The 23,599-nt window shown below is 50.5% G+C and carries 13 protein-coding genes and 1 pseudogene; 10 read left to right on the top strand and 4 right to left on the bottom strand.

What is annotated here, in order from left to right:
- Positions 1–74: 74 nt before the first annotated feature.
- The 4 genes and pseudogenes from SH528x_RS00440 to SH528x_RS00425 all read right to left on the bottom strand — a co-directional run bounded on the left by SH528x_RS00440 (position 75) and on the right by SH528x_RS00425 (position 6,462).
- Positions 75–506 carry a hypothetical protein gene (locus tag SH528x_RS00440; protein WP_442508565.1) on the bottom strand — a complete coding sequence of 144 codons (432 nt, stop codon included), beginning with the start codon at positions 504–506 and terminating at the stop codon, positions 75–77.
- 715 nt (positions 507–1,221) lie between these two features.
- On the bottom strand, positions 1,222–3,522 hold the full coding sequence (locus SH528x_RS00435; protein WP_442508564.1) for a WD40 repeat domain-containing protein: 2,301 nt from the start codon (positions 3,520–3,522) through the stop codon (positions 1,222–1,224).
- Between the two features lie 991 nt (positions 3,523–4,513).
- Positions 4,514–5,889, bottom strand: a pseudogene (locus tag SH528x_RS00430) (IS3 family transposase); the annotation flags it as partial.
- A 204-nt stretch (positions 5,890–6,093) separates the two neighbouring features.
- Complete coding sequence (locus SH528x_RS00425; protein ID WP_442508562.1) at positions 6,094–6,462, bottom strand: hypothetical protein; 369 nt, start codon at positions 6,460–6,462, stop codon at positions 6,094–6,096.
- 84 nt (positions 6,463–6,546) lie between these two features.
- Here SH528x_RS00425 and SH528x_RS00420 point away from each other — a divergent pair, with 84 nt between their 5' ends.
- The 10 genes from SH528x_RS00420 (at position 6,547) to SH528x_RS00375 (ending at position 23,489) form a co-directional block, all read left to right on the top strand.
- Positions 6,547–7,098: a hypothetical protein gene (locus tag SH528x_RS00420; RefSeq protein ID WP_442508561.1), complete on the top strand. Its 552-nt coding sequence runs from the start codon at positions 6,547–6,549 to the stop codon at positions 7,096–7,098.
- A 111-nt stretch (positions 7,099–7,209) separates the two neighbouring features.
- Entirely contained in the window at positions 7,210–7,971 is a 762-nt protein-coding gene (locus SH528x_RS00415) for a hypothetical protein (protein ID WP_442508560.1), read from the top strand.
- A gap of 131 nt (positions 7,972–8,102) precedes the next feature.
- On the top strand, positions 8,103–8,885 hold the full coding sequence (locus SH528x_RS00410; protein WP_442508559.1) for a hypothetical protein: 783 nt from the start codon (positions 8,103–8,105) through the stop codon (positions 8,883–8,885).
- Between the two features lie 62 nt (positions 8,886–8,947).
- Positions 8,948–10,864, top strand: coding sequence for an ATPase, T2SS/T4P/T4SS family (locus SH528x_RS00405; RefSeq protein ID WP_442508558.1), 1,917 nt, complete (start codon positions 8,948–8,950; stop codon positions 10,862–10,864).
- On the top strand, positions 10,861–11,709 hold the full coding sequence (locus SH528x_RS00400; RefSeq protein WP_442508556.1) for a type II secretion system F family protein: 849 nt from the start codon (positions 10,861–10,863) through the stop codon (positions 11,707–11,709). Before SH528x_RS00405 ends, SH528x_RS00400 begins: the two co-directional genes overlap by 4 nt.
- 46 nt (positions 11,710–11,755) lie before the next feature.
- On the top strand, positions 11,756–12,760 hold the full coding sequence (locus tag SH528x_RS00395; protein ID WP_442508555.1) for a type II secretion system F family protein: 1,005 nt from the start codon (positions 11,756–11,758) through the stop codon (positions 12,758–12,760).
- 13 nt (positions 12,761–12,773) lie between these two features.
- Positions 12,774–13,346, top strand: coding sequence for an ECF-type sigma factor (locus SH528x_RS00390; RefSeq protein ID WP_442508554.1), 573 nt, complete (start codon positions 12,774–12,776; stop codon positions 13,344–13,346).
- Positions 13,346–14,131: a hypothetical protein gene (locus SH528x_RS00385; RefSeq protein WP_442508553.1), complete on the top strand. Its 786-nt coding sequence runs from the start codon at positions 13,346–13,348 to the stop codon at positions 14,129–14,131. The genes SH528x_RS00390 and SH528x_RS00385 overlap by 1 nt, the downstream gene beginning before the upstream one ends.
- 270 nt (positions 14,132–14,401) lie before the next feature.
- Complete coding sequence (locus SH528x_RS00380) at positions 14,402–22,957, top strand: S8 family serine peptidase (RefSeq protein ID WP_442508552.1); 8,556 nt, start codon at positions 14,402–14,404, stop codon at positions 22,955–22,957.
- Positions 22,958–23,090: 133 nt separating this feature from the next.
- Positions 23,091–23,489, top strand: a complete 399-nt coding sequence (locus tag SH528x_RS00375; RefSeq protein WP_442508550.1) for a hypothetical protein — start codon at positions 23,091–23,093, stop codon at positions 23,487–23,489.
- The last annotated feature ends 110 nt before the right edge of the window (positions 23,490–23,599 follow it).

Here is a 23,599-nt window from a genome sequence, read left to right as displayed (position 1 = left end):
CCGTTGAGGTGGTGAGCTGGAGCGTTTGGGGTTTGTGAAATGGGACGCATCGTCTATCCCTAAATTTGTCGCGTCTATCCTCCTGCATCCGCTTTGATTCGTTCAACTTCAGCACCATCGAGTGTCCAAGACGCCCCGGCGCTAACGGAGCGAAGCGTCAGTTTCTTGAGCGAGGCGTTTGCGATTTTCTTATCGACATGTTTGATACGTACGACAATTACACCCTCCAGTTTCCCGGCGTTCTTTTCGTCGTCGTCAAGGACACTGCTACCCTTGGCGGTGGATTTAAATGGAACGTCGCCGAGAATATCCCACATTTCAACGACCGGAGTGTTGTCGGGCACACCGCGAATCCCCTCGTAAACGACGTTATCATTCGACTCAATCTGGACAGTGAGTAGTCGTATCCCAGGCGGTGTGTATAGCAATGAGATTGCTTGGCAGCACCCTAGGTACAAGACAAGTGTAACCGGGATCGCGAAGTCTTTAGATCGTTGAAATTTCATGATTTAAGTTAGAAGTGATGGTGTCGATTCTTGGTTACACTAAGCATTGCGATATCGCCAATCTGATTCATCAGCCAATGTCGCTGATGTAAGATTCCGATGCAGCTAGTATCTGAGACAAATTTCGTGTGAGATTTCCCAGCTTAGTCTTGGAAGTTCAGGAAGCTGCGAATTGCGATGTGAGATTTCACGTCAAAATCTTTTTTGTGTGATCGTGGTCATCTGCACTCCATCGCGAAAAAGCGTCAAGTGTTCTCGCCAGGAATCGAACATGGTCTACGACCTCCGCAAAGTCGCGTGCTATCCGGCACAACCCGAGAACATGAGATGAAGTTTGAATTAGAAAGTGTGAAGTCTGAAATTGGTTCGGTTCAGTTATTCAAACTTCGTCCTTCAAACTTCAAAGTACCTTGCCAGGGAATTGAAAGTGCGTCTATCGGTTTCGAAGACCCGTGAGGTCGAAAAGTGGAACGATCATTTCGGTCTGTGAAAACCGCAGTTGCGTGTTTAGATTTGAGGTACCAAATGACAAGACACTCACGGAATTGGCCGGTGGATGAGCTTTCCAATCAGCGGGCGAGTAAATCTCTCTTGCGTCCTCTTGAGCCGAATGCGGCTGAAGCTGTCACGGAACGCTTATAAAACTCCCCCGACGGCAGCGTCTGGGGGTATGCGAAAATCTTATTTTTCCAAAAAGTGTCCGCTTTTCCGAGGATTAGAGCAAGCCGAACGCTTGACCAAATTGAATCTCTTCCTTCGTCAATTTCGCAAGATCGCGGGTACATTTATCTTTCATCGCCACTGCGATTTCTTTGTGCTCTTGAACCCACACCTGAATATCCCTTTCAGCAACCAAACGTCGTGTGATATTCGCACTCATATCCGCGTTTCGGCTCATGATACTCGAAAAGAAACCATAACCGCCATGGATCTGATAGCTGCTTGGTCGCGATCGACACTCTTCCACAAGCATCTGCAACGCAGCCACTTTGCGTTCAATTTCTCGCAGTCGACGACCAGACGCTGGATCACTTTTTTCGGCCATCTCGAAAGTCACCTCGCCCACTCCTTCTATCTTCTCGCGTATCGATTCCCGCATTGAATCACAGTAGGCGACCTGCTCGTCGGCGGTCTCCAGTTTCTTGGAGATTATCATGTCGATTGCCGCAACAGTGAGGGGGCTATTGTTTATCTTGTATCGCACGAGACCGTTCATTCGGGACACGGCAAGTAATCCATTTTCAGTGCAGTTCGAAGCGTCGAACTCCAGGAACTTGGGTGCCTTCCCTTCAGCCAACTTTGCGAGTGTTTTGTCATCAACCATTCCAAGTCGCAACGATTCCAGACCGGGCAGCTGAGATCGGTCCCAGTGCTCGCTATTGATAACCGAGGTGGCTGGGAGTTCCAACTGCTTTAGTTTATCAAATGCGCTGAAACTCGCGATGACCGAGAAATCGACTGACTCACCTTCCAGCGAAAGTCGCTCGACAGAGGGCAGGAGTTCACCCAACAACGCTAGGTCTTCCATGCTCATTTGATCGTTGCCGATTTTCAGTTCTCGGACCGTTTCAAGTTTCGGCAAAGTCCCAATACTGCCTTTTGAAAGACACGCTTTATGAATATCGAGTGACTCCAATGCACTGAAGGTTCCGAGAAATCCAAGATTCGCTTCGGTGGTTTGGTCAGTGACAAGAGACAAGACTCGAAGGTTCTTCATCACAGCCAAACAATCAAGTCGTTCACCAAGCGACCCCGACAGGTTAAGTTCCGCATCGGTAACATCGAACAAGGAATCAATCGACACCAATTTACCTGACCGTTGACTTCGATCGTAGATAGCAACTTGACGCCCGGAATCGCCGTTGGTGGACTCACGCTCAGCCACACTCAATTTGTCACCATTCCACACATAGTCCTCGGCGAACCAAAAGATATCCCCTGTATCGGTGGCGTCCCAAACTTTAACGCAGCCTTTTTCGTCTGCGGACACCATCCGAGTTCCATCGTGGCTGTAGGCCACTGCACATACTGGCGATTCATGTCCGTTCAACGCTGCGATAAGTCTCCCATCTGGAACGGTCACAACAATTACTTGAGCACTTGGGTCTGAGGTTCCAATTACGAGACGCTCGGAATTGGGTGAAAAACATACCGAAGCGGTCCAATAATGCGGATTGGGGAGATCGACGGTTGAAACGGCCTGCCCAGATTCGATGTCCCATATTTCGACATGTCCTTTCTGCGAACCCCACAAGCTGGGCCTTCCGGAGACCGCCAGGAATCGTCCATTCGGTGAAAGATCCAAATCAGTGATTCGACCAAACTCGGGGCCTAGCTTTCGCTCAGTCGATGAATTGAAAGGCCACTGATACACTTGTTGCATCGTTGTGCCGAATAGCGATTTTCCATCGGGTGAGAACAACGCTTTCCGAATACAGTGTTCTGATTTTTGAAAAGTTGGCGAAAACACGACTCCATTCGAGGCTCGCCACATCTGCGTCCAACTTGAATCGAATTTTGCTTCGGTTACATGACCTCCAAATGCTCCTAGCGTTTTACCACTTGCCGACACGTCTACATCCGAGATGACAATATCCGGAAAGTCGCGTTTCCATCGAACTCGCTTTGTTTCAGTATCCCAAATCCGAATTTCTCCAAGTACCTTTCCGACCACTGAGCCACTCGTGGTCGTCATCCCACCGGCAACCAGAGCCTTTCCATTGGGCGACCAGGCCAATCCCATTAGGTTTTCTGACAGACGCATGCACTCGTCAACGATGCCGGTGTCCGTATCGAGCAACAATACTCTTCCGTCACTTGTTCCCAAAGCAACTTGATGACTGTTGGGTGAATATTCTGCTCTGACAATGACGGAATCACCCGTTTCAACCGAACGAACCTCCGCCGAATTCACCGATTCGACGGTGCAAGTAAGTAGGAGCGAAGCAATCGTGAGGACCGCAGCAGAGATGCGGGACCTTGAATCAGTATTAATACGACAGCGTTGCGTGTTCATTTTCTTGTGCCTCTCGGGAATCGGATCTGAAGTGTGGCATGTCAGTTAGCTCACAACACAGAGATACCGTCGAGACACACCAGAAGACACGAAAACGTCAGGCAAATCTGGAAAACCGGAGATTCCCTGCTCGATTGCGATTCCTTTTCGATGTACGAGGAACACAAGTGCTTCGCTTGGATCCACTTCGCAAGTAGATTATTAAACATGCCTGCGACGAGCACGGAGCTTCCCTCTCGGCGAGGAATGAGTCCAGCCAAACGTTGTAAGAGAACTATGGAGATACGTGGTGAGTTCTGGCTACCCGGAAATCCGCAGCAGCATGTTAAAGTCACCGACTCGATCCTGGCACCCTTCTCCGTTGCTTTCTCAATTCGACTGAAGGCATCTTTTTCAATCTGCAGATCGAGAGCCTTGTTAGCCGCGGCTTGCTCCAGTTGCTTTTTCGCGACGACTGGCGGGCGGGGATCTTCTTTCGTCGTCCTCTCGTCTTCAATCGGGTTCAAGGGGCTGACATCTGCTCTATTCGAGTCAACCGCCTGACTGACTAAGGGCATCTTTACCGCTTGGTGTTGCTCAGACGCAATTTCGGTTCGCTCGCTGCAGCCCCTACTGAGGGCAAACGCAAGTCAGAATGCAACGAGATTCGTGGACGCTTGTTTCATCGCTTTATCCGTGTAAAGTTGAGCACTTCAGTTTCGATTGAACGGAATGTGTCAACGACAGTGAGACAACTATTTGATAGTTGTTAGGTGCTGCATCCCGCGTGCTCAGGGGCCAGCCCCCGAACCCCCGGGATTTTTTCAGGCATGACTCGGGTGTTCAAAGAGTTTGTTGCTGCTACTGTGTCGACGTCTGGTGAAACGGAAGACGGCTCTGCGGGGACGCAACCGGCCAAGGGATAACCGGATCGAGGGTGCGTCAAAGACGTTACTTCTGGAGCCCCCGGGCAATTCGCTTCGGGGGCTTCGCTTTTCAATTCATCCTTTCGTTTGGGAGCGTTGATCCAAACTGCTTTGGGAAGGCTTGCAGGTGTGGGAATGCCGTGTACGAAACGCTCGGGATTCTTCTGCCATGCCCCGTGAAGCGTTTGTTTCCTCGACTCGATCACTTTTTCGCCTTGGCCGTAGTGCAACGATGATGGGGTAAGCAGGCCGATGCCACTGTGATAGTGCTCGTCGTTGTACCAGCCAATGAATTCACGGCAGAACCCAAGTGCGTCTTCATAGCATCCAAATCGCTGGGGAAATTCAGGGCGGTACTTCATCGTTTTGAACTGGCTTTCCGAGAAAGGATTGTCGTTGGAAACATGCGGCCGACTGTGTGACTTGGTGACGCCCAGCGAACCAAGCAACTGCGCCACCGAATGCGATGTCATCGATGGCCCACGATCGCTATGGAGGATCAATTGCTCGCGCGGAACGTTTTGCTTTTCAATGGTTGTTTCGATCAGCTGCGTGGCTAGATCGGCGCTTTCACGATGTGCCAGCATCCAGCCGACCACGCAGCGGCTGTAGATATCCAGAATGACATACAGGTAATAATAGGTCCATTTCTCCGGGCCCTTGAGCTTGGTGATGTCCCACGACCAGACTTCATTGGGGCCGGTCGCAAGCAATTCAGGCTTTTTGTAGTTCGGGTGTCGGAGTTGGTTTCTGCGTTCGCGAGTGCTTTGATTCGCTTCAAGGATGCGATGGATGCGATACATCGTCCGCACGCTGCACATGTACTCCCCTTCATCGAGCAATTTCGAGTAGACCTGCCGTGGCGACTGATCAGCGAAACGTTCGCTGTTGAGTCGATCGATCACCGCCTTTCGTTCTCCGAGTGAAAGTGCTCGAGCTGGGATCGGTCTCGGCTTAGGTTGCTGGTCGGGATCGCGGCGACGGTACAACGTCGCTCGCGAAACATTCAGTGCGCGGCATGCAGCAGCGACACCGACTCGTTTGCTGAGCCCTTCAGCCGCACTCAATCTGTCTTCTCGTGTGAGCGTGTCTGCATCATCTCCGAGACTTTTTTTTGGACGTCAATGATCAACTCCGCCTGGCGAAGTCTTTCTTTTAGGCGTTCATTTTCGCGTTTCAAAGCGGCAAGCTCTTTTGCCTTTGACGGTATTGCTGGCGGCACATCGCTACTGGGCTTTTTCGATGATGACAATGATTTTTCCCGAAGTTGACGACGCCAGCGCTGAACCACTGACGAATAGAGCCTTTCACGACGTAGCAGAGCCCCAATCTCACCGGGCTCGGAGCACTGCTGAGCTTCGATCGCGATCCGACGTTTATACTCCTCTGAAAAGCGACGACGGGTCGCTTTCTCAGCCACCTCAGGATTTTTCTTAACTTTTTTGTTGGCGATTTCGGTCATGTAAACTCTCCGTGCCCTCGACTTTGAAAAACTTCAAAGTTGTCTCACTCATGTTGGCACAGAGGGGGAAAGGTTCAGGGGGGATGGAGTTCAATGTTGAGATGAGCCGCGGCAGGCGGCATGAAAGTTACCAACTGGGCGACCATTGCTTGCCTCATTGCAAACAAGAATTTTTTTGCCGCCGGAGTTGCGCTAGCAACGCTCTTAGTAAAAAGCAACTAGGCGGCTTTCCAAAGGGGTGACGATGGACTCGTACGCTCGCTCTGCTATCACGGTTGTGTCATCGGGAACAAAGTTGCTGAACTGATGTGGCGACGCGCCTCGGAAACTTGGAATCTGTTTGACAAGGATATCCTCCGCCTCCGTTTTGACTTCCGGTTCCTTGTCGCAAAATTCGTAGCTCTGAGAATCCGTAAGCGGATTGCTCAATTGAAGCCACCTTCGTGTCTCCTCTAGTTCTGTTTCTCGGTCTTCCGTCCTTTGCTCTTTTCTGTATCCGTAGCGATTGAAGCGTTGGACTTGGTTTTGCCATTGAACGCCTTCGCGTTGCGACTGGTAATCTTGCCATGCCATGGTTAACTCAATCGCTCGCTTGGCACTTTATCGGCAGCCAGCTTCGAACCACTCCCAGTCACTGTGCAAGCACATGTGCTGGAAGTGACGTGCCGTGTAGCCGGCGTCGGTGTTAAAAATCCCCTTGTCCATCTCGGTGTTCTCGATGACTACGACGGCCTGGACAAGGCAATGGAACCTTGGACGAAAGCCGACGACTCGGGATACGCCGACAAGGCATTTGGTGTTTCGGTTCTGATCGGCAGCGACACACGAACACCGGTTGGCGATTTCTTTTTCCCAGCGACCGAAGGAGACTATACCTATCGCTTGGCCACGGCAATGGTGTGGAATCGTGACAAGCCAATCAAACCGGTACATCCGATTAACTTGAACTGCAAACGGATCGTGCCGAGTGTGCAAGCGAAAACGGGATGGGATTTATTGGCGTGGAAAGGTGACGCGGATGTCTCGGAATTGGTTGGAATCGGTATCCCCGATGTGTTCCCCGCGATCGAGTTGAAGTGGACTTCCAATTTGTCGCCAACGACCGCTGCCCGGATCAAGCAGTGGCAAAAACAGCCTCTTCCCGAGTGGGCAGACCGACTACCCGAAGTGTTACCAACGCAGGTCGACAGCGACTTTATTGCCCTGTAACAACAAATCGTGGCTGTGGCTTCCAGCCGCAGTCCTTTTCTCAAGACAACTGCGGCTGGAAGCCACAGCCACACGTATCCAACGCTATTTTCTAAAAAGAAAAAAACAAAGATGAAATCTCAGTATCGTTCAGTCGTCCGTCACGGCATCGCCCCGATCGAGTTCTTGATGTTCTTACCGGTGGTGATCGCGTTCGCCGCCATGACGATGTACATCATTCGAATTCATGAGGCCAAGCAGCGATCGACTCTGAACGCGGAGATTTCGGCAGTCGAAGAAGCTGTTATCGCAGCTCAAGAAAAGAGGCTCGCCGATTTGCCCGGTTACAGCGGCACCGACTCAGCGGACCTAGCTCAATTGGTCGCAGCGTTCCCGAGAAAACCGCTGGATATCAAAGCCGGTATCGCCGTAGGCGAAAGCGAAGTCGATTCGGGCGAAGGAGTTTATGGTGGCATCAAGGCAGCCGGAGCAGCAAATGCTAAAATCGAATTCCTCAGCCACGCGTGGGAATCCGACGTCCTGCCGTTCCCTACCAGACGAAACCAACAACCGCCGCTGACGCTCCCGCAAAGCGTTCGCGGAATCGCCAGCAATTTGGTGGACGTGCAACAGTTCGCCAAACTCGCTTCACTCGGTAGCGGAATATCGGGTGGCTTTTCCGGTTCCGCGGAAGGTTTGGCCCGTACTCAGCAGGCAGCGATTCAAACGGGCAAGCGCGAGCTTGAAAAGCTGAACAAGTCGATCGATCAAATGGAAAGGAAACTCACGGAGCTAAAACGCGACCCAATCACAAACGAGGTGGAAATTCGAGAGATCGAAGCAAAGCTCCGCCAAGCGAGTTCGCAGCGGGATCGGCTCAAGGGCATGCTGTAGTGGATACATTGCACGAAGAAATTAACGGGACGGGGTGGATTTCATGTCCCTGAGGCGTCTAGTGAGGGTATCTCATTGCACACGGTTGTTGGTAGCCGGTTCTCAAACCCCACTATGAAAAGGAAATCCCGATGAAGCTTCAGACTCCACAACGAAGTGTAGTTCCGCCCGTTTCGACGCCCATCAAACATTCAGCATCCAGTGCCTCGCTTCCCGTTTGGATGCGGATTGGTGTTCCCGCAACACTCGCAGTTCTCGCGTATATCCTGAATGATATCACCATACGTAAACAGCTCAATCCAATGGAAGTATTGACCCTATCGGTGGACGCCTCACCAGGCATGCGATTGAATGCGGATGATTTGCAGCTCGACACCGTCGGTGGCACTCTAGATCACACAAGGCTGCTAACGATGCAAAAATTGCTGGCTGCACTAAAGATCGATGATCCCGAATCGATCAAGGAGGCTTTGGAGAAAACACCCTTGATCATCTCACGACCCATCGCTGGCGGTGAGCTGTTGACCGACTCGTGTTTGGGAGGCATCGAACAACTTGAGTATGGGCATCAACGGGTGAACGTTCCCATCTCAAACATCATCGGTGACTGTTCAAACCTGTCGCCAGGTCAACTCGTTTATTTCAATGCATTCTTAAAGCGATCGAATTTGGAATCCAATGACATAACAGAGATCGGGCCATTTCGCATTCCTTTTGGGACTCGCAAAGAAGTCCAAGATGAGAAATATGCTTTGTTGCCGCTAGTTTATCGAGTCGGTCCAAACGAGGAAAAATCGACGGACGTGCAAATGTTACTCGCAGCCGCCTATTCCGAGCACGGCGTGAAGCTGGCACTGGTCGAAAAATCGACAAAGAAGTCATCGGAGCAACCAACCTTGTCAGCGAAACGCTAGAGGAGTTGAACTTCTGCAGGACATTCAAAAAACAGCCCACTCCACCACACTGAAATAAATCCATGCTCCTTCGATACTTCAATCAATTCGACGGCCAACCGCTACTTGCTAAAGTTGCAAGTGACCGAATTCATGTCGGCAGCGCAGTTAGCAACGATATTGTTCTGCAAAGCCCCTTCATAGATCATGAGTCCGTCGTGCTTCGACGCGGTGATGATTCATGGCAAGTCCAAGTGCTTGGCAAAAACGGATGCGAGCTTGATGGCAAGAAACACCATAGCGGCTCAAGTCTCGTTTGGGATGGCAGCTCGCGGCTAAGCATTTTCCCTTACGTGTTCCAAGTACAGTCCGACCAATCCGCTGAAAACGCTACCGTTGGACGATTAATTGCTCAAACGCATGATTTGATGCGCAACATTCACTTGGATATTTTGCAACAAATGCACGACAGTCAATCGTCGGTCGACATTCCTGACGACACCGAGTCATTATTGCATATTGAAAGGTCTATCGAATCGAGTGCCAAGCATCACGGATTAACATCAAACGACAACGCAGCCTTGGTGGCCGAGTTGGCCGGTTGTTGTGTCCGCGACGAGTTATTGAACTTGTTACTTGCTAATTCATCCGAAAGCGAGCATCAAGGGTGGCAAGCCAATGCAGCGTGGAGCGAGTTTGCAACGACGGTCCCAGTACATGAAGACGAGCTGAATCGATGGACGTTGGCGTGTGCAAAAAAATTGTTCAGCAAAACCGATAGCAGCAAAACGGAAGCAAGAATTGCGATTGTCGACGCTCGTTTTTGGAATCTCTGGGACGAGCTAAGTCCAGGTCTGATTCAAACCTTTGGCTTTTACTTAGCCCTAAGAAACCTGAAAAAGCAAATCAAGGACATCCTGTTCGGATTCGGCCCACTGGAAGACTTGCTTCGCATCCCGACGATATCGGAAATCATGGTCAACAGCAGCCATGAGATCTACATCGAGCGATCAGGAGTCCTGCAAAACTCGGGGCGGAAGTTCGTTTCGGATGAAGTCACCACCACCGTCATCGAACGGATCGTCGGAATGGTTGGAAGACGCATTGATACCGCTCAGCCAATGGTCGACGCACGCTTACCCGACGGTAGTCGTGTTAACGCAGTGATCCCGCCTTTGGCCGTAAAAGGTCCGTGTCTGACCATCCGAAAGTTTTCAAAACAACGGTTCACGATGCCTAAGCTGATCGAAATCGGCTCCGTCTCGACACAAGTCGCCTCCTTTTTAAGCGCTAGCGTGCGAGCAAAAAAGAGCATTTTGATCTCAGGTGGTACTGGCACCGGAAAAACGACACTTTTAAACTGCTTGAGTCAAGCGATTCCTTTTGCTGAACGCATCATTTGCATCGAAGACACTCACGAATTGCAGCTTGACCATCCCCATGTCGTGTTTTTGGAGTGCCGCGATGGTAACAACGAAGGCAAAGGAAAGGTTGCTATCCGCGACCTAGTCAAAAACGCACTGCGTCAGCGGCCCGACCGTGTCGTCGTGGGTGAATGTCGCAGTGACGAAGCGATTGATATGCTCCAGGCGATGAACACCGGTCACAGTGGTTCGATGACAACGATTCATGCGAACACGCCTGAAGACGCACTTCGACGATTGGAAGTGTTGGTACGGGACAGTGGCCTCCCGTCGGACGCTATCCGTCAACAGATCGTATCGGCAATCGACATTGTTGTTCAAATCACTCGCTTGCCATCGGGGCATCGAATCATTAGCGGAGTAACCGAGGTGCTTCGCTTTGACGAATCGTCCCAAACGATTCGTTTACGCCCCATTTTCCACAGCCGTTTTGACGACGAGACACAATCGTTGAAACTAGCTCCCACCGGCTGTATCCCAACATTTGCGGGTGAGCTTGTCCGTGATGGACACATAAAACTCGACTTGTTTCTGCGTGGAATTGAGACCGTTGAAGCAGAGGAAATCGAATCATGACGAACACTCTAAATCTAGTAATGGCATCCATTTGTGCAGCGTCGAGCGTCTATTTGGCTTGCCGTTGGTATGTCCCCTGGGCTCGATCGGTACTGCAGAAGCCAATCGAACCCTACCTAAAACGGACAGGTGAGATTGGCTTTGACGAAGAGTACTTTCGTAACATGACGTTTGCGATCGAAGTCACGTCAATCATAGGCCTGTTGTGGACCGGCTACATCTACATGGGAACGGTGCTGGCCGTAACGGTATTCGGAATCAGTGTCCATTTGCGAACGTTGATCTTTTCGTGGTTAGTGGAAAGCCGAGAACGTTTATTACGAAGTCAAACGTCAGCTTTTACAGCGGGCTTGATGAGTTTGACCCGGAGCGGTTTGAGTCTCAGCCAAGCATTTGATTCGGTCGCCGGAGAGATGCCGATGCCTCTTGGGCGACAAGTGCAGCGGATCGCAATGGAGCATCGTCGAGGACGCCCGCTTGCTGAATCGATTGATGCCGTACGAACACAGCTTCGACTGGATGCGTTTTCGTTATTGGTAACATCGATCACCTGCGCTTTGAAACAAGGGGCCTCGCTCGAAGCGTCGTTGACTGGTGTGCAAGAATCACTAAAGCATCGTGCTGATTCGGAACGACAGCTATTTGCCAAAACCTCCAACGCACGCAATACAATCCTGATTTTAGCTTGTACGACGCCCGGTTTCTTTTTGATGTTCTGGCTGATGATGCCTGATTCGATGGAGATCATTTTCCAAACCGAAGCCGGAAAAAAAATGCTTGCCGCGATCCTGCTACTACTTTATGGCGGGATCGCCTGGTCTCGAAATTTGTTGAAATTCAAGTAAGCATCTGCGACCAAACCGACATTGTCACTATATAAAGAATCCTTCGATGACACCACAACCTACTCAACTTCCCGTAACGATCATAATCGCATGTATCCTGCTCGCAGGATCGGCGTTCCTGGCGTCGTTCTTTCTATTGCAAGCGATCTTTGCAACCGATGACCATCGCTTGCGGGTTTGGCATCGTGAGCAAGCCCGCTGGAACCGACTGAGTCAAGGTTCTGGCTTGTTCCGTTCGCTGCAACATTGGATTGTGGGACTTTCTCAAGTCATCGAAACTCGCTTGCCATGGTTTGTAGAAATGCCAGTTACGCAGGGCCGATTCAAACGGTTCGCCATCACGATTACCCGGCTGCTAATTGGCGACTCGAACAAGCTGAGCCAAGCGACTCGCGTGGGAAATGCCATCGAGCCTTGGGCGACCTCGGAAGTCGTAGCAACTGGTTTTCTGTTCGCGGGTTTTGCCGGGTGTGCTGTTGGATTGACCCAACTTTTGACGTTGGTGTCGTTGTCCGCAATGGCCAAGGTGCTTGTCGCTTTTCTGGTGGTCTATCGCTTGTGGTGTTACCGAATCATTTCGCGAAGTGCGGCCCGCCAGCGTCAGGTGCGACAGTTTCTGCCGCACGCAATGGATTCGATCGCAATGGTCATGTCCTCTGGCGGAACCTTTCGCTTTGGAATCGACACCGTGATTCGCGACTTCCCGGATCACCCACTCAGCGTTGAACTGATCCGGCTCCGCAACGACCTTCAGCGCGGACAAACGATGTCTCAGGCACTGCAAGTCACCAAGGACAGTATCGGTTTGCCAGAGTTTGACGAACTAGTCCGTGTGCTTAGCACTATTCACCAACACGGTGCCCCGGGGGCGGAAAACTTTGTGGGCTTGGCCAAGCAACTACGTATATCGCATTTGAGACACATGGAAGACGAGGTCGGTCGTGCCGAAGCGATGATGTCGCTACCCACTATGTTGGTAATGGGATCGTGTATGCTAGTGGCCTGTGCCCCCTTCGTGCTTTCGATACTATCGTCAAACCTCTTTGAATAGGATACGAACCAACATGAACGATGAATTGCAACAGCCAAGTGAAAGCGTTGTGTTAATGGATTACCTTCCGAAGCTAATGCGGTTGGCGGAGCGGAACATGTCCACTCGGCTCAAGTCAAAGGTTGGCAGCGACGACATGGCCGGCAGCATCATTGGATCGGTAATTCGAATGTCCCGCGAGGGAAAGATTCATATCGAACAAAGCGATGACTTTTGGAGGTTCCTGGTGGCAATTTCGCTGAACAAAGTCCGCAAGAAAGCACGCTACTTTAACGCACAAAAACGAAATGTCAGCCGTGAACTTCAAATCGGCGGCGACTGGCCTACGCTTGAGGAACTAGCTCGTTCAAGCGGTGATCCGACCGAGGAAGACGGGCAAGCGATGAGCGAGATTCTAGAAGTCCTTACCGATCGGCTCGATGATGACTGCAAAACGGTGCTGGCGGGAAAACTGGAAGGGAAAGGCAACCTCGATATCGCCGCAATGCTGGGCCCTGCGGGGAAATCAACCAAAACAGTCACAAGGTGTTGGAAGAAAATTGAAGTCGAGATGAAGACCATTGCTGAGGAAAGGGGCTTACTCTGATGCAGACGCTGACCGAAATAGAGATAGACCAGTTGTGTGAGCGGTTCGAGGACGACTGGGAAATCGACTCGGCTGGACCAACAGGGATCGCGGCCTTTTTATTCGCCAATGGAATTGACTCACCCGTAGATCCAATCATTGCACGCCATTTCATCGAAGTCGATCTCGAACGTTGCTGGATGGCATGGGGAAAACGAATCGATAGTCTTGATTCGGACTCGATCACTGACGGATTGGCTGAAGCACTTCGCCGCATTCCTGACTTTACTCAATACGCTAGCTTGATGGCCGACGGTGAAGTTCGGCATTCCATTGAAGCCGATTTGGCACATTGCGAATGTCGGTGTCGTGAGCAATGGGGAGACGCAATAGGACCGTTTCATTACGAGAAGGTCTATGGGATTGTGCTGGCGCCAAATTCAGAAATCTCATCGCGTCAGATTCGCTGCGACATTGACGGACATCGCGAAAAGACAGCAGCGTGTTTTCCGCTACGCGGTCGAAATACGTTTGGCCGCAAACGATCGTTCGAGAGGGTTCCCTGCTGCGTCATTGAAAAACCAGAGGGAAATCGTATCGTGATTGCTGGCTTTACGGAGGCAACCATCAGCCGGGAGCATTTCTCGCTGCAAATTTTGAACCCGAACCGGGTGATTGTGACCAATCACTGTAAAATCAACCCATTGCGCGTGATGGGACATAACGATTTGCACTTCCAGCATGAAATGCTGCTTTCATATCCGTTTTCTATACGCTTGCCCGGCCGCGTTTTACGATTCTTTTAGCGTTCTCTCTAGTGGAAAGTCCGGCGCCGCTCGATTACGATCTGGCTGGCTCGGAATTCATGAAGATGCCCCCTCCGGACGAGCCGATTTTGCTTGCTCTTGCTGGGCATTTCTTCCTCTGAATTTTAGCGTGAAACAGCTATGTTTTCTGGTACAGCTAACATCAAGACTGCGTCTTCCACTCGTTACTCAAACGCACCGTTAAAAACACGATCGAAAAGATCGAGCCGTGTTCGCAAAACGCTTCGATTCGAAGCTCTCGAAAAACGGATGCTCCTGGCTGCCGAGATGCTCAATTGGTTTGCCAGTTTTGACGACGTCCCGCGAATCGAAGTCAACAAGTTATCGCAGGTCGATGTTACCGAGTATCCCAATTTGGTCGGTCCGCGAGAACTGGCCCGCGGTGAATGGATTATTCAGCTTCAAGAAAACGCGACCGAACAAATTCAAACACTTGACAAAGCCGACCAACTGCTCGATGCGGTCGGCGTGGATGCGACCATCGCCACCGGCTTGGGTGCTCCGGGGCTATTGATCGCACGTGTTCAAGGAGATTCGAAGGCCTCGATCGAGGCTTCTCTAACCGACAATCCCAACGTTAAGACTTTTAGTCTGAACACCGTTGTCAGTGGACAGGCCACAACGCCGAATGATTCTGACTTTGTGGGAGAACTTCTGAACGGTCTTAATGCAATTCGATCATCCGAGGCATGGGATCTATCTCGCGGCAGTTCGACGACGGTGGTAGGAGTCATCGACTCGGGTATCGATCCAACTCACGAAGATCTCTATTTGAACATTTGGCTTAATCAAGGTGAATTGCCGCCGCAGTACCTTGATGACTTGGGGGATCGGCTGGTTGATATCGATGGCGATGGACTGATTACGTTTTATGACTTAAACAATTTCACACGATCAGACACAGGACGCTATGAGTTAGTCGGAGGTAACTATGCGATAGGGCCGAATGCTGGTTTCGTTCGTGATTTAAATGGCAACAATCGCATCGACGCTGACGATTTGATTCGTGACCCAAATTGGGCTGATGGCCGCGATACTGACGGCAACGGTTTTGCGGATGACTTCTTTGGAGTCAACTTCCGAACAGATCAAACAAATGACTTCGCGAAAAACAATCCTGCCGACTCTCTTGGCCATGGAACGCATGTTGCTGGGGTCATTGGAGCGATTGGCAGTAACGATATTGGTGGAGTAGGGGTGAACTGGCAAACATCTCTGATGTCGTTGCGGATTCTTAATAACAGCAACCAAGGCGATAGTGGTTCGGCAATTCGAGCCATCAATTACGCCTCTATGATGCGAGAACGTTACCAAACCGATGCGGAAGGCCGTGTCGTGCAGGGTGCTAATGTTCGTGTGTTGAACAATTCGTGGGGCCAGCCCGGCGGCTACGAGGCGTCGGTGGAGACAGCAATTTCCGACAGCGGCGACGCTGGAATTTTGTTTGTTGCCGCGACCGGTAACGGCAATGTCTTTGGGGAAGGAGTGAATAACGACCTCACTGCGTTTTATCCCGCCAGCTACGCATCATCCAACGTGATAGCTGTGGGGGCGGCTGGATTTGGAAAACAAATCGCGCCGTTTTCAAACTATGGTGTCACATCCGCTGACCTTCTAGCCCCAGGGATTGGAATCCGCAGCACGTTCCCCAACAATAGTTATGCGACTCTCAATGGAACAAGTTTTTCGACCCCGTTTGTTTCAGGCACCGCCGCACTACTTGCGTCATTGATCCCCAACCCGACGGCGAAGGAATTACGCAGTGCAATTCTTGATCACGTTGAGAAAGTGGACGGTTTGGAGAATTACGTCGCAAAGGGTGGGGTGCTTTCTGCCATCGGCGCTCTCAAAGCCGACGTTTTCATGCCGTCGGCACGGTTCGAGACGCAAACGGGTAACATTTCGGAGTCGGGCGGAACTCGCTACGAGTTTGATGTCGTTTATCAACGCGGTAGCGGAAACAATGTTCCAATCGATACAACGACGCTTGGAAACGACGACATCGAAATCAAACGCTCTTGGGGTTCAAGTGAAGTCATCGAAACCCGTTTTCTTCGGTTTGTCGCAGATCCACGTCGAGCCGGGGATATTAAAGCAACGTATGAATTTACGCCTCCAGGCGGAGATTGGGATCCCCTCGATTTTGGCGACTACGTTTTCTCCGTAGTAAGTGAAAAAATAAAGACAACCAATGGTAAATCGGTGCGTTCCGAGGAAATCGGTTCGATCAATGCTAAAGTGGATGCTCCTGATGTGATCTACGTCACCTCGTTTGCCGACACGATTGGGGTAGGCTCGCTACGTGATGCAATCGAACAAGCAAACGCGAGAGGTGACCAGCCCACCACGATCATTCTCGCTTCGGGTACCTATGCCTTGAGCCTTCAAAGTGATTTGACAAAACCGATCGAGTTTACTGATCCAGGACTCTTTTCGGGTGGGACGTCTCTATCGTCAGATCACGTTTGGACTGACAACTCCAGTGGCGATCTCGATATTCTTGGTAAGATCACACTGGTCGGCGATTCCGCCAATACCGTCGTCATCGACGCGAATGGAATCGACCGCGCAATCAAAGTTCATGAGAACGCATCGCTGACGCTACAGCGGTTAACAGTGACCGGAGGTGTGGCCCCCAATGATGAGAGCGGCGGCGGAATTCTTTCGGCTGGCAACTTGACTTTGGACCAAGTGATCGTTCGGGGCAATGAAGCTATCGGAGTCAATGCAAACGTGGGTGGTGGAGGAGTTGCGATCTGGGGTGGAACCGCGACCATCCGCGATTCACGATTAACGGACAACCGATCGGATGCAGGGGGTGGCGTTTACTTTGCAAATTTTTCCACGGGCGAAATTTCAGGATCGACCCTCGACTCAAATACCGCAACCGATTTTGGTGGTGCTGTGGCCGCCATCGCCAGCGGTCAGATCGATATTCTGAACTCGACCCTTTCGCTCAACCAAGCTGCCGATGGAGGCGCAGTTGTCAATCGTCCTAGCGGAACCATCGATCGTACGATGCAATTTGTCAGTCCTGCTATCAGTGGTGATGGCTCGGTGATTGCCATGCCGACGATTTCGATCAATAAACCAGGCAACAGAGTCGTGTTGTTTGATAGCGATCCGGCCGCCCCCTCGGCGATCGATTTGTACGGCCCCATACGAAACTCGCAAAAAACCTCGGTCAGTCAAAATGGACGTTTCATCGCCTTTGACACCGATGCACAGCTGGATTCCAGAGACAAAAACAAAAATACCCGTGACATCTACGTCTACGATCGTGACCTCGGTATCACAGAGTTAGTCAGTGTTACCGCTGCAGGAGTGACCGGGAACTTCAACAGTTCAAGCCCTTCGATAAGTGCCGATGGTCGATACGTCGTTTTTCAATCCGATGCCAACAACCTTATTGCCGCCGATAAAAATGCTAGGCCAGACATTTTTCTGTTTGACCGAGCGACGAAACAACTGCAACTAGTCAGCGCTACCGACGACGGTGACCCCGGAAATGGCCGAAGCCTAAGCCCAGTCATTAGTGCCGATGGAAATACAGTTGCCTACCTTTCGACGTCCAGGAACTTCGCGTTTGCTGGTGGGGACGGTGCAGATCAAGTTTTTGTGTTTGATCGAAATACCGGGAAAACAATACGAGCGACAACCGGAGTCAATGGTGACATCGCGAACAATGCCAGTTTTTCATTGAGCATCAGTGCCGATGGCAAGAAAATTGCATTTAACTCGTACGCAACTAACTTGACGGACACTGGCAGCGAATTAACTCGAGTGCCGAATGTCTTTTTGTTCGACAAAGATTTAGAAGCTTTGACACGCGTGAATCTGAAGTCGAATAGCGACTTCGACGCCGGAAGCTCTTCGTTTCATTCCGCAATCAGTTCCGATGGTCGCTACATCGTGTTCGACACGCGGGACGGCGGGATTGTTGCAGGAGATTTGAATGACAGATCTGATATTTTCCTACGGGATCTTAGTAACAATCAAACCGTTCGCATCAATACATTCACAACCGCTGAAAGTACCAAGTACCATGCTGAATCGCCTGTCATTAGCGACAATGGCGACGTGGTGGTTTATACGCTGCGCCCTATTTCAAGTTCTGATCCATGGAAAATCGTTCGACTTAAGAGAGTTTCGCAGGATAGCTACGACTACCAGCGAGAGGAACTTCCTGTTGAGTCTGGCGCACTCGTTTCGATGTCGCACACAACCATGGTCGGCAATACGGGCGCCGCGATACTGTTAGGCGAGGTAGAAGTTCAAAATTCGATTCTGTTTGCCTTGGGACCCGAGTCGTTTGAATCGCTTGCAAGCGGCGCGAAATCGCTAGGCGACAATCTTTTCAAAACAAAACCCACGAGTTCCAACGGCAGTGACAACGAAGCCGCAAATGTTGCAGATTTCATTTCGCCGTTGACGCAGTTGTCGGGCATCACACCCGTGCATTTGCTGAAGATTGGTAGTACAGCGATCAACAATGCTTCCGGTGATCAAGTCACCGATCAACTCGGTCGCCAACGTGTCAACCCTGACATCGGTGCCGTCGAAGCAAGCGGGTATACAATCACCGGCACGGTATTTCTGGACACCAATGCGAATGGTTACCGCGACGCCAACGAGTTTGGTCAATCCGATGTGATGGTCTATATCGACCAGAATAACGATGGGAAATGGGATTTGCAGGAGCCGTTCCAGCAAACCTTGAAAGATGATCCGACAACTTTGGAACGAGAGGATGGTAACTACACGTTTTTTAGTGACAAACTGGCAAACAGTGTATCCATTCGAGTTAAGCTCACCAGCGGTTTTTCACAAACTGAGATACCACTGCAAAAGATCCAACAGAAAGGCATAACACCATCGCTAAGTGCGGACGGTCGCTTCATTGCATTCTCATCCCGGCAAGATTTGTCAGCCGCCAATACCCCCGATACTCAGTTTGCCATTTATGTCGAGGACCGGCTGAACAACACCATCGATCGAATTACCGCCAGCGCGGCTCAGGACAACGGAAGCTTCTATCCGGTGATCGGTGGTGATGGTCGTTTCGTCGCGTTCGAATCTCAATCGAAAAACTTGGTCAAGAACCCAGATGGTTCTAACGCTGACACAAATAGCAATGGTTCGGATGTATTCCTACATGACCGGGTCACCGGAAAAACGTCGATTGTGAGTGTCACGAGTGACGAGACTCAAAAAACAGGGGACAGCTATCGACCGAGTCTGACCACCGATGGACGCTTTGTTGTTTTTCATTCGACCGCTCGACTGACGGGCGATGAAGGAGAAAACACCGTCATGAATGTCTACCTTCGTGACATGCACGACGGTGGCAATACCACACTCGTGAGCAAACCCGACCCGCTAATCTCTGGGAACAACTTCAACGAAAACGCGTCGATCAGTGCGAACGGAAAGTTCATCGTATTCACATCATCCGATCGAGCTGATATTACAAACCCCGAATCAACGATTAGCGAGAATGTCTATCTTTTCGACGTCCAGTCGGGAGAGTTGAGGCTGCTGAGCCGCAGTAAGCAAGGTGGTCCCGCGACCGGGCGAAGCCGCACTGCATCGATAAGTGAAACGGGTGATTTCGTGGTTTTTGAATCTTCCGCTTCGGATTTGGACGTACCCGATCAAATCACTTCGCGAGAATCAATTCGATTTGATGTGCAAAATAATGAACTCGAATTGGTTAGCCGGGACATTGAAGGGAAGCCTGTGGGTGCTTTTAGCGACCAGCCAGTGGTTAGCTCGGATGGGCGATTTATTGTATTTTCATCGTATAGCGCGAATTTGTCGCCAGAGGACACAAGCACGAATTACGACGTCTATATCTACGACCGCAAGAGCGGAAAAAACCAACTTCTTAGCAATAACCCCAATCTGCCTCGTAGCGACAATGCGAGTGGATCGCCCTCGATCAGCGCGAACGGCGCTTTCATTGCATTTGATTCTGACTCGTCGACGCTTGTTCGTGGAGATGTCAACGATACGCGAGACGCATTCGTGGTCCCCAATCCATTCTTGATGTCGGAGAATAGCCCTCCTCAATTTGCCCATCAATTTCGACTCTCTGAGGGCGATTTCATTACGAAAGCTGACTTCGGGATTCTGCCGAAACCAGGCAATATCCGGGGGCGAGTCTACGAAGATTTCATCGCCAACAACACTTACGATGACGGTGAAGCCGTTGCAGGCGTGACCGTATTCCTCGATCTCAACGACAATGGAAGGTTCGACAACAAAGAACCGCTAACAACCACGGCCACAGATGGAACTTACTCGTTTATTTCGGCGGAATCAAACCGCGTTTACTCGATTGGAATCGTCACGCCAACGGGGCTTGGCCAAGTCGTCCCCAGCGCTGATGACGACTTTGTTTGGACGGTCTACTTGCCTGCTGGCGAAAACATTAACTTGCGGAACTTCCAACTAATTAGGTCGCAATCGACCGGACAATCTGCAATTCAATCGGAGATTAACGGTCGATTGTATGACGACACCAATGGAAATGGTGCGTATGACGAGGGAGAGCCCGTATACCCCGATATAACCGTCTATCTTGACCAGTCAAACCGTGGCGTTCGAGATCCGGATGAACTGCAGGTGAAGACCGATGGATCGGGAAGATATGTATTTGAGAATGTCGGTTCTGGGATCGTTTCCGTCTCGGTTGAACTTGGAACAAACCAAGAACAGGCCACTCCCCTTGGAAACACATTCGAGAGTACACGATCATTGGTGTACAGCGATTTGCAACCCACTGGAAATGCCCAGACGGTTGTCCCGGGCGACTTCAACCAAGATGGCTATCTCGACGTCGTTATCGCACACTTTGACTCAAACAATCTGAGCATTCGACTCAACGATCAAAATGGTGGATTCTCGGAGAAGAAGGAAGACCAGATTGATATACCGCTGAAAAGCCTAGGAAACGGTCCGACTTCTCTCATCGTCGGCAATTTTGATGACAACCCGCGACTGGACATCGCAACGACAGCCTACAACAGCAACGGTGTCCTGATCCTTCTAAATTTTAACCCTCTAACAAAATCCTTTGGCTCATCTTCCGCAATCACGGTGGGTAATGAACCCATTGACATTGTTGCAGGTCACTTCAACAGCACTACGGATAGCTATCTTGACTTGGCGGTCGTCAATCAAGACGCAGGACTGAATCCAACCGATGCGTCGATCAATGTATTGATCAATGATGGAAAAGGCCAGTTCACTACGGGTCCAAAAGTGCTTTTGGGTGGTCGCCAGTCTTACTCTATTGTGAGCGGCGACTTCAATGGTGATGATTTCATCGATCTCGCGGTCACTCAAGAAGGGGCGACGGGAGCGATATCGCGAGGGCGGCTTGTGGTTCTCGCGGGTGACGGTACAGGCTCATTTGCCCTCGACTCAATGACTTTTCCTGTCGGCTCGCATCCTCGTGAATCCGTTGCGGCTGACCTCAACGGAGACAATCGAATCGACATTGCCATCGCGAATGCAGGATCCAATTCGATTTCAATTTTGGTTGCTGACGAAACGGGAAAGCTAAAGGCACAGAGTGAAATCGCTGGCATCGCGACCGGAATCTCGGATCTCTCTGTTGCGGATATGGACAACGACAACGATCTCGACATCGTCGTCAGTAGCTTGCAAGACGGCGAAATCTCTATTTTTCGTAATATCAGCAACCGCACGATAGGCGACGTCGTTCGATTTGAACCGCTCGATAACCTTGGCACAGCACCTTTAAAAGCTGCTAAGCGAATGCCGATTACGTTGGGTAAATTTGATGAGACACCGGCGGAACAGCCCAACGGAACATTTGACATTGTCACCATTCCAAAAATCACGGACGGCAATACCAAAGAGACTATTTTCCTATTTAAGAATGAACTTAGCAACGGATCTCGCCGCGTATCGGTCACCGGAGGGTCCGATAGCAATGCAGTGAATCAAGATTTTATCATTCGCCCATCTACTCCGGAGACGATCTCACCAACGAAAGATAACGAAGAGATCTCGTTGCTTGGAAGAGAGCAAAGGTCGCTCGTCGACTTAAAGATCATCAATACTGTGGGCTTTGGTAAGAACACAATCCGATTTGACGCGGCTAGCATTGGCGGCAAGTCCATCACCATTAAGGCCGACGTTGACGATGTAATTTTGCATGACGGCGACTGGACATTTATTCGTGTCGAAGCATTGGAAGATAAAGAACAAAATCAAAATGTCGGAAGAATTTTCACAAAAGATGATGCTACGATTCGTGTACTGGATCCATGGATTCGGACGAATCCAGTAGACCGGTATGACGTTAACGCGGACGGCGTAACGACAGCACTCGACGCTCTGATTGTTCTGAACGAATTACAGGCGAGTATACCTCTCGCAAATATAAAGACTGCGTTGCGGTCCAGTCGTCTGGACATCAAGAGTTTCCGGCTCGATATTGATTGGAATGGTGTCGTTACCGCAGCGGATGCATTAGGAATTATCAATCAGTTGAATTTCCAGGTGGGAAAAAGATCGAACGTTCCGCAGGGTGAGGCGATTCCACAGCTACCAATCACAAATCGTAAGGAAATTGAAAGTGACTTCACTCGGGAAGCGATGTCGACGCAACTTGAACAGAATTCACGTCGCTTAAAAACAGCGAGCGAAGTCGGAAATCAAGCGGATCCGATACAAGTGACGGTGGAAAGGGAACTAAAAATGCCGGAGCGAATGCCGTTTCAGTCAATTGACTCAAGCTTGGAATCGACAATGGATTGGATAAGCCTGTAGGAACTTATTCCTTCCAAAACGCCGCCGACAAACGGACGAGAAAAGTTCACTTTTCTTGTCCGTTTTTTCTTTGCTACGGTATCTTTTTACAGCAAAGGTCAATGTCACTTTTCAGAGGAATCGAAAATGCCAGATGGAAAACGAAAACGTCGTCATTGTGCCAATCAAGCAAAGCGAGCCTGGTACGCACAGCACCGTTCCCGAAGGTTCCGACGCAGGTTCGGATGGTAACGCGTCATCCATTCGTTTCTCTGAATCCCTCCCCCTGCAAAAGGTTCATCAGATGAAAAACTGTTTTTCCATTGAAGCCGTTAAGACGAATCAATTGAGCATCGCAAGTGACGTCGGCGATACCTCACGCAATTTTACCTCGCTATTTGAACGAAACATTTTGTGCTCAGCGATTTCAGCCGATCTTTTGCAGATAGTCACTTTTCCAATCGTACTCATCGCGTTTTGGCCTATTATCTTCTTTGCTCACGCCGCCAAGACATTTCACCAATGGTCTGAGGTTGACCAGCCACCGGCATAGAAGTTGGCTTGAGCGTTTCCCTCGCCAACATCACTGCGTTAGAAACGGAGACATCCTGTGTGCCCGTACGACACGGAGCTGTTTGATTGGCTGTTCTCCAGGACTGTCTG

The organism is Novipirellula methanifontis (assembly GCF_052161655.1).
GTDB lineage: Bacteria > Planctomycetota > Planctomycetia > Pirellulales > Pirellulaceae > Novipirellula.
Note: the sequence above shows the minus strand (reverse complement) of the source record. Positions and strands in the feature narration are given on the sequence as shown.

Excerpts from the sequence above, each read along its gene's own strand:
- SH528x_RS00395 (WP_442508555.1), top strand. The coding sequence starts at position 11,756 with ATGACACCACAACCTACTCAACTTCCCGTAACGATCATAATCGCATGT.
- SH528x_RS00435 (WP_442508564.1), bottom strand. The coding sequence starts at position 3,522 with ATGAACACGCAACGCTGTCGTATTAATACTGATTCAAGGTCCCGCATC.
- SH528x_RS00380 (WP_442508552.1), top strand. The coding sequence starts at position 14,402 with ATGCTCCTGGCTGCCGAGATGCTCAATTGGTTTGCCAGTTTTGACGAC.
- SH528x_RS00415 (WP_442508560.1), top strand. The coding sequence starts at position 7,210 with ATGAAATCTCAGTATCGTTCAGTCGTCCGTCACGGCATCGCCCCGATC.
- SH528x_RS00400 (WP_442508556.1), top strand. The coding sequence starts at position 10,861 with ATGACGAACACTCTAAATCTAGTAATGGCATCCATTTGTGCAGCGTCG.
- SH528x_RS00440 (WP_442508565.1), bottom strand. The coding sequence starts at position 506 with ATGAAATTTCAACGATCTAAAGACTTCGCGATCCCGGTTACACTTGTC.
- SH528x_RS00385 (WP_442508553.1), top strand. The coding sequence starts at position 13,346 with ATGCAGACGCTGACCGAAATAGAGATAGACCAGTTGTGTGAGCGGTTC.
- SH528x_RS00390 (WP_442508554.1), top strand. The coding sequence starts at position 12,774 with ATGAACGATGAATTGCAACAGCCAAGTGAAAGCGTTGTGTTAATGGAT.
- SH528x_RS00405 (WP_442508558.1), top strand. The coding sequence starts at position 8,948 with ATGCTCCTTCGATACTTCAATCAATTCGACGGCCAACCGCTACTTGCT.
- SH528x_RS00410 (WP_442508559.1), top strand. The coding sequence starts at position 8,103 with ATGAAGCTTCAGACTCCACAACGAAGTGTAGTTCCGCCCGTTTCGACG.
- SH528x_RS00375 (WP_442508550.1), top strand. The coding sequence starts at position 23,091 with ATGGAAAACGAAAACGTCGTCATTGTGCCAATCAAGCAAAGCGAGCCT.
- SH528x_RS00425 (WP_442508562.1), bottom strand. The coding sequence starts at position 6,462 with ATGGCATGGCAAGATTACCAGTCGCAACGCGAAGGCGTTCAATGGCAA.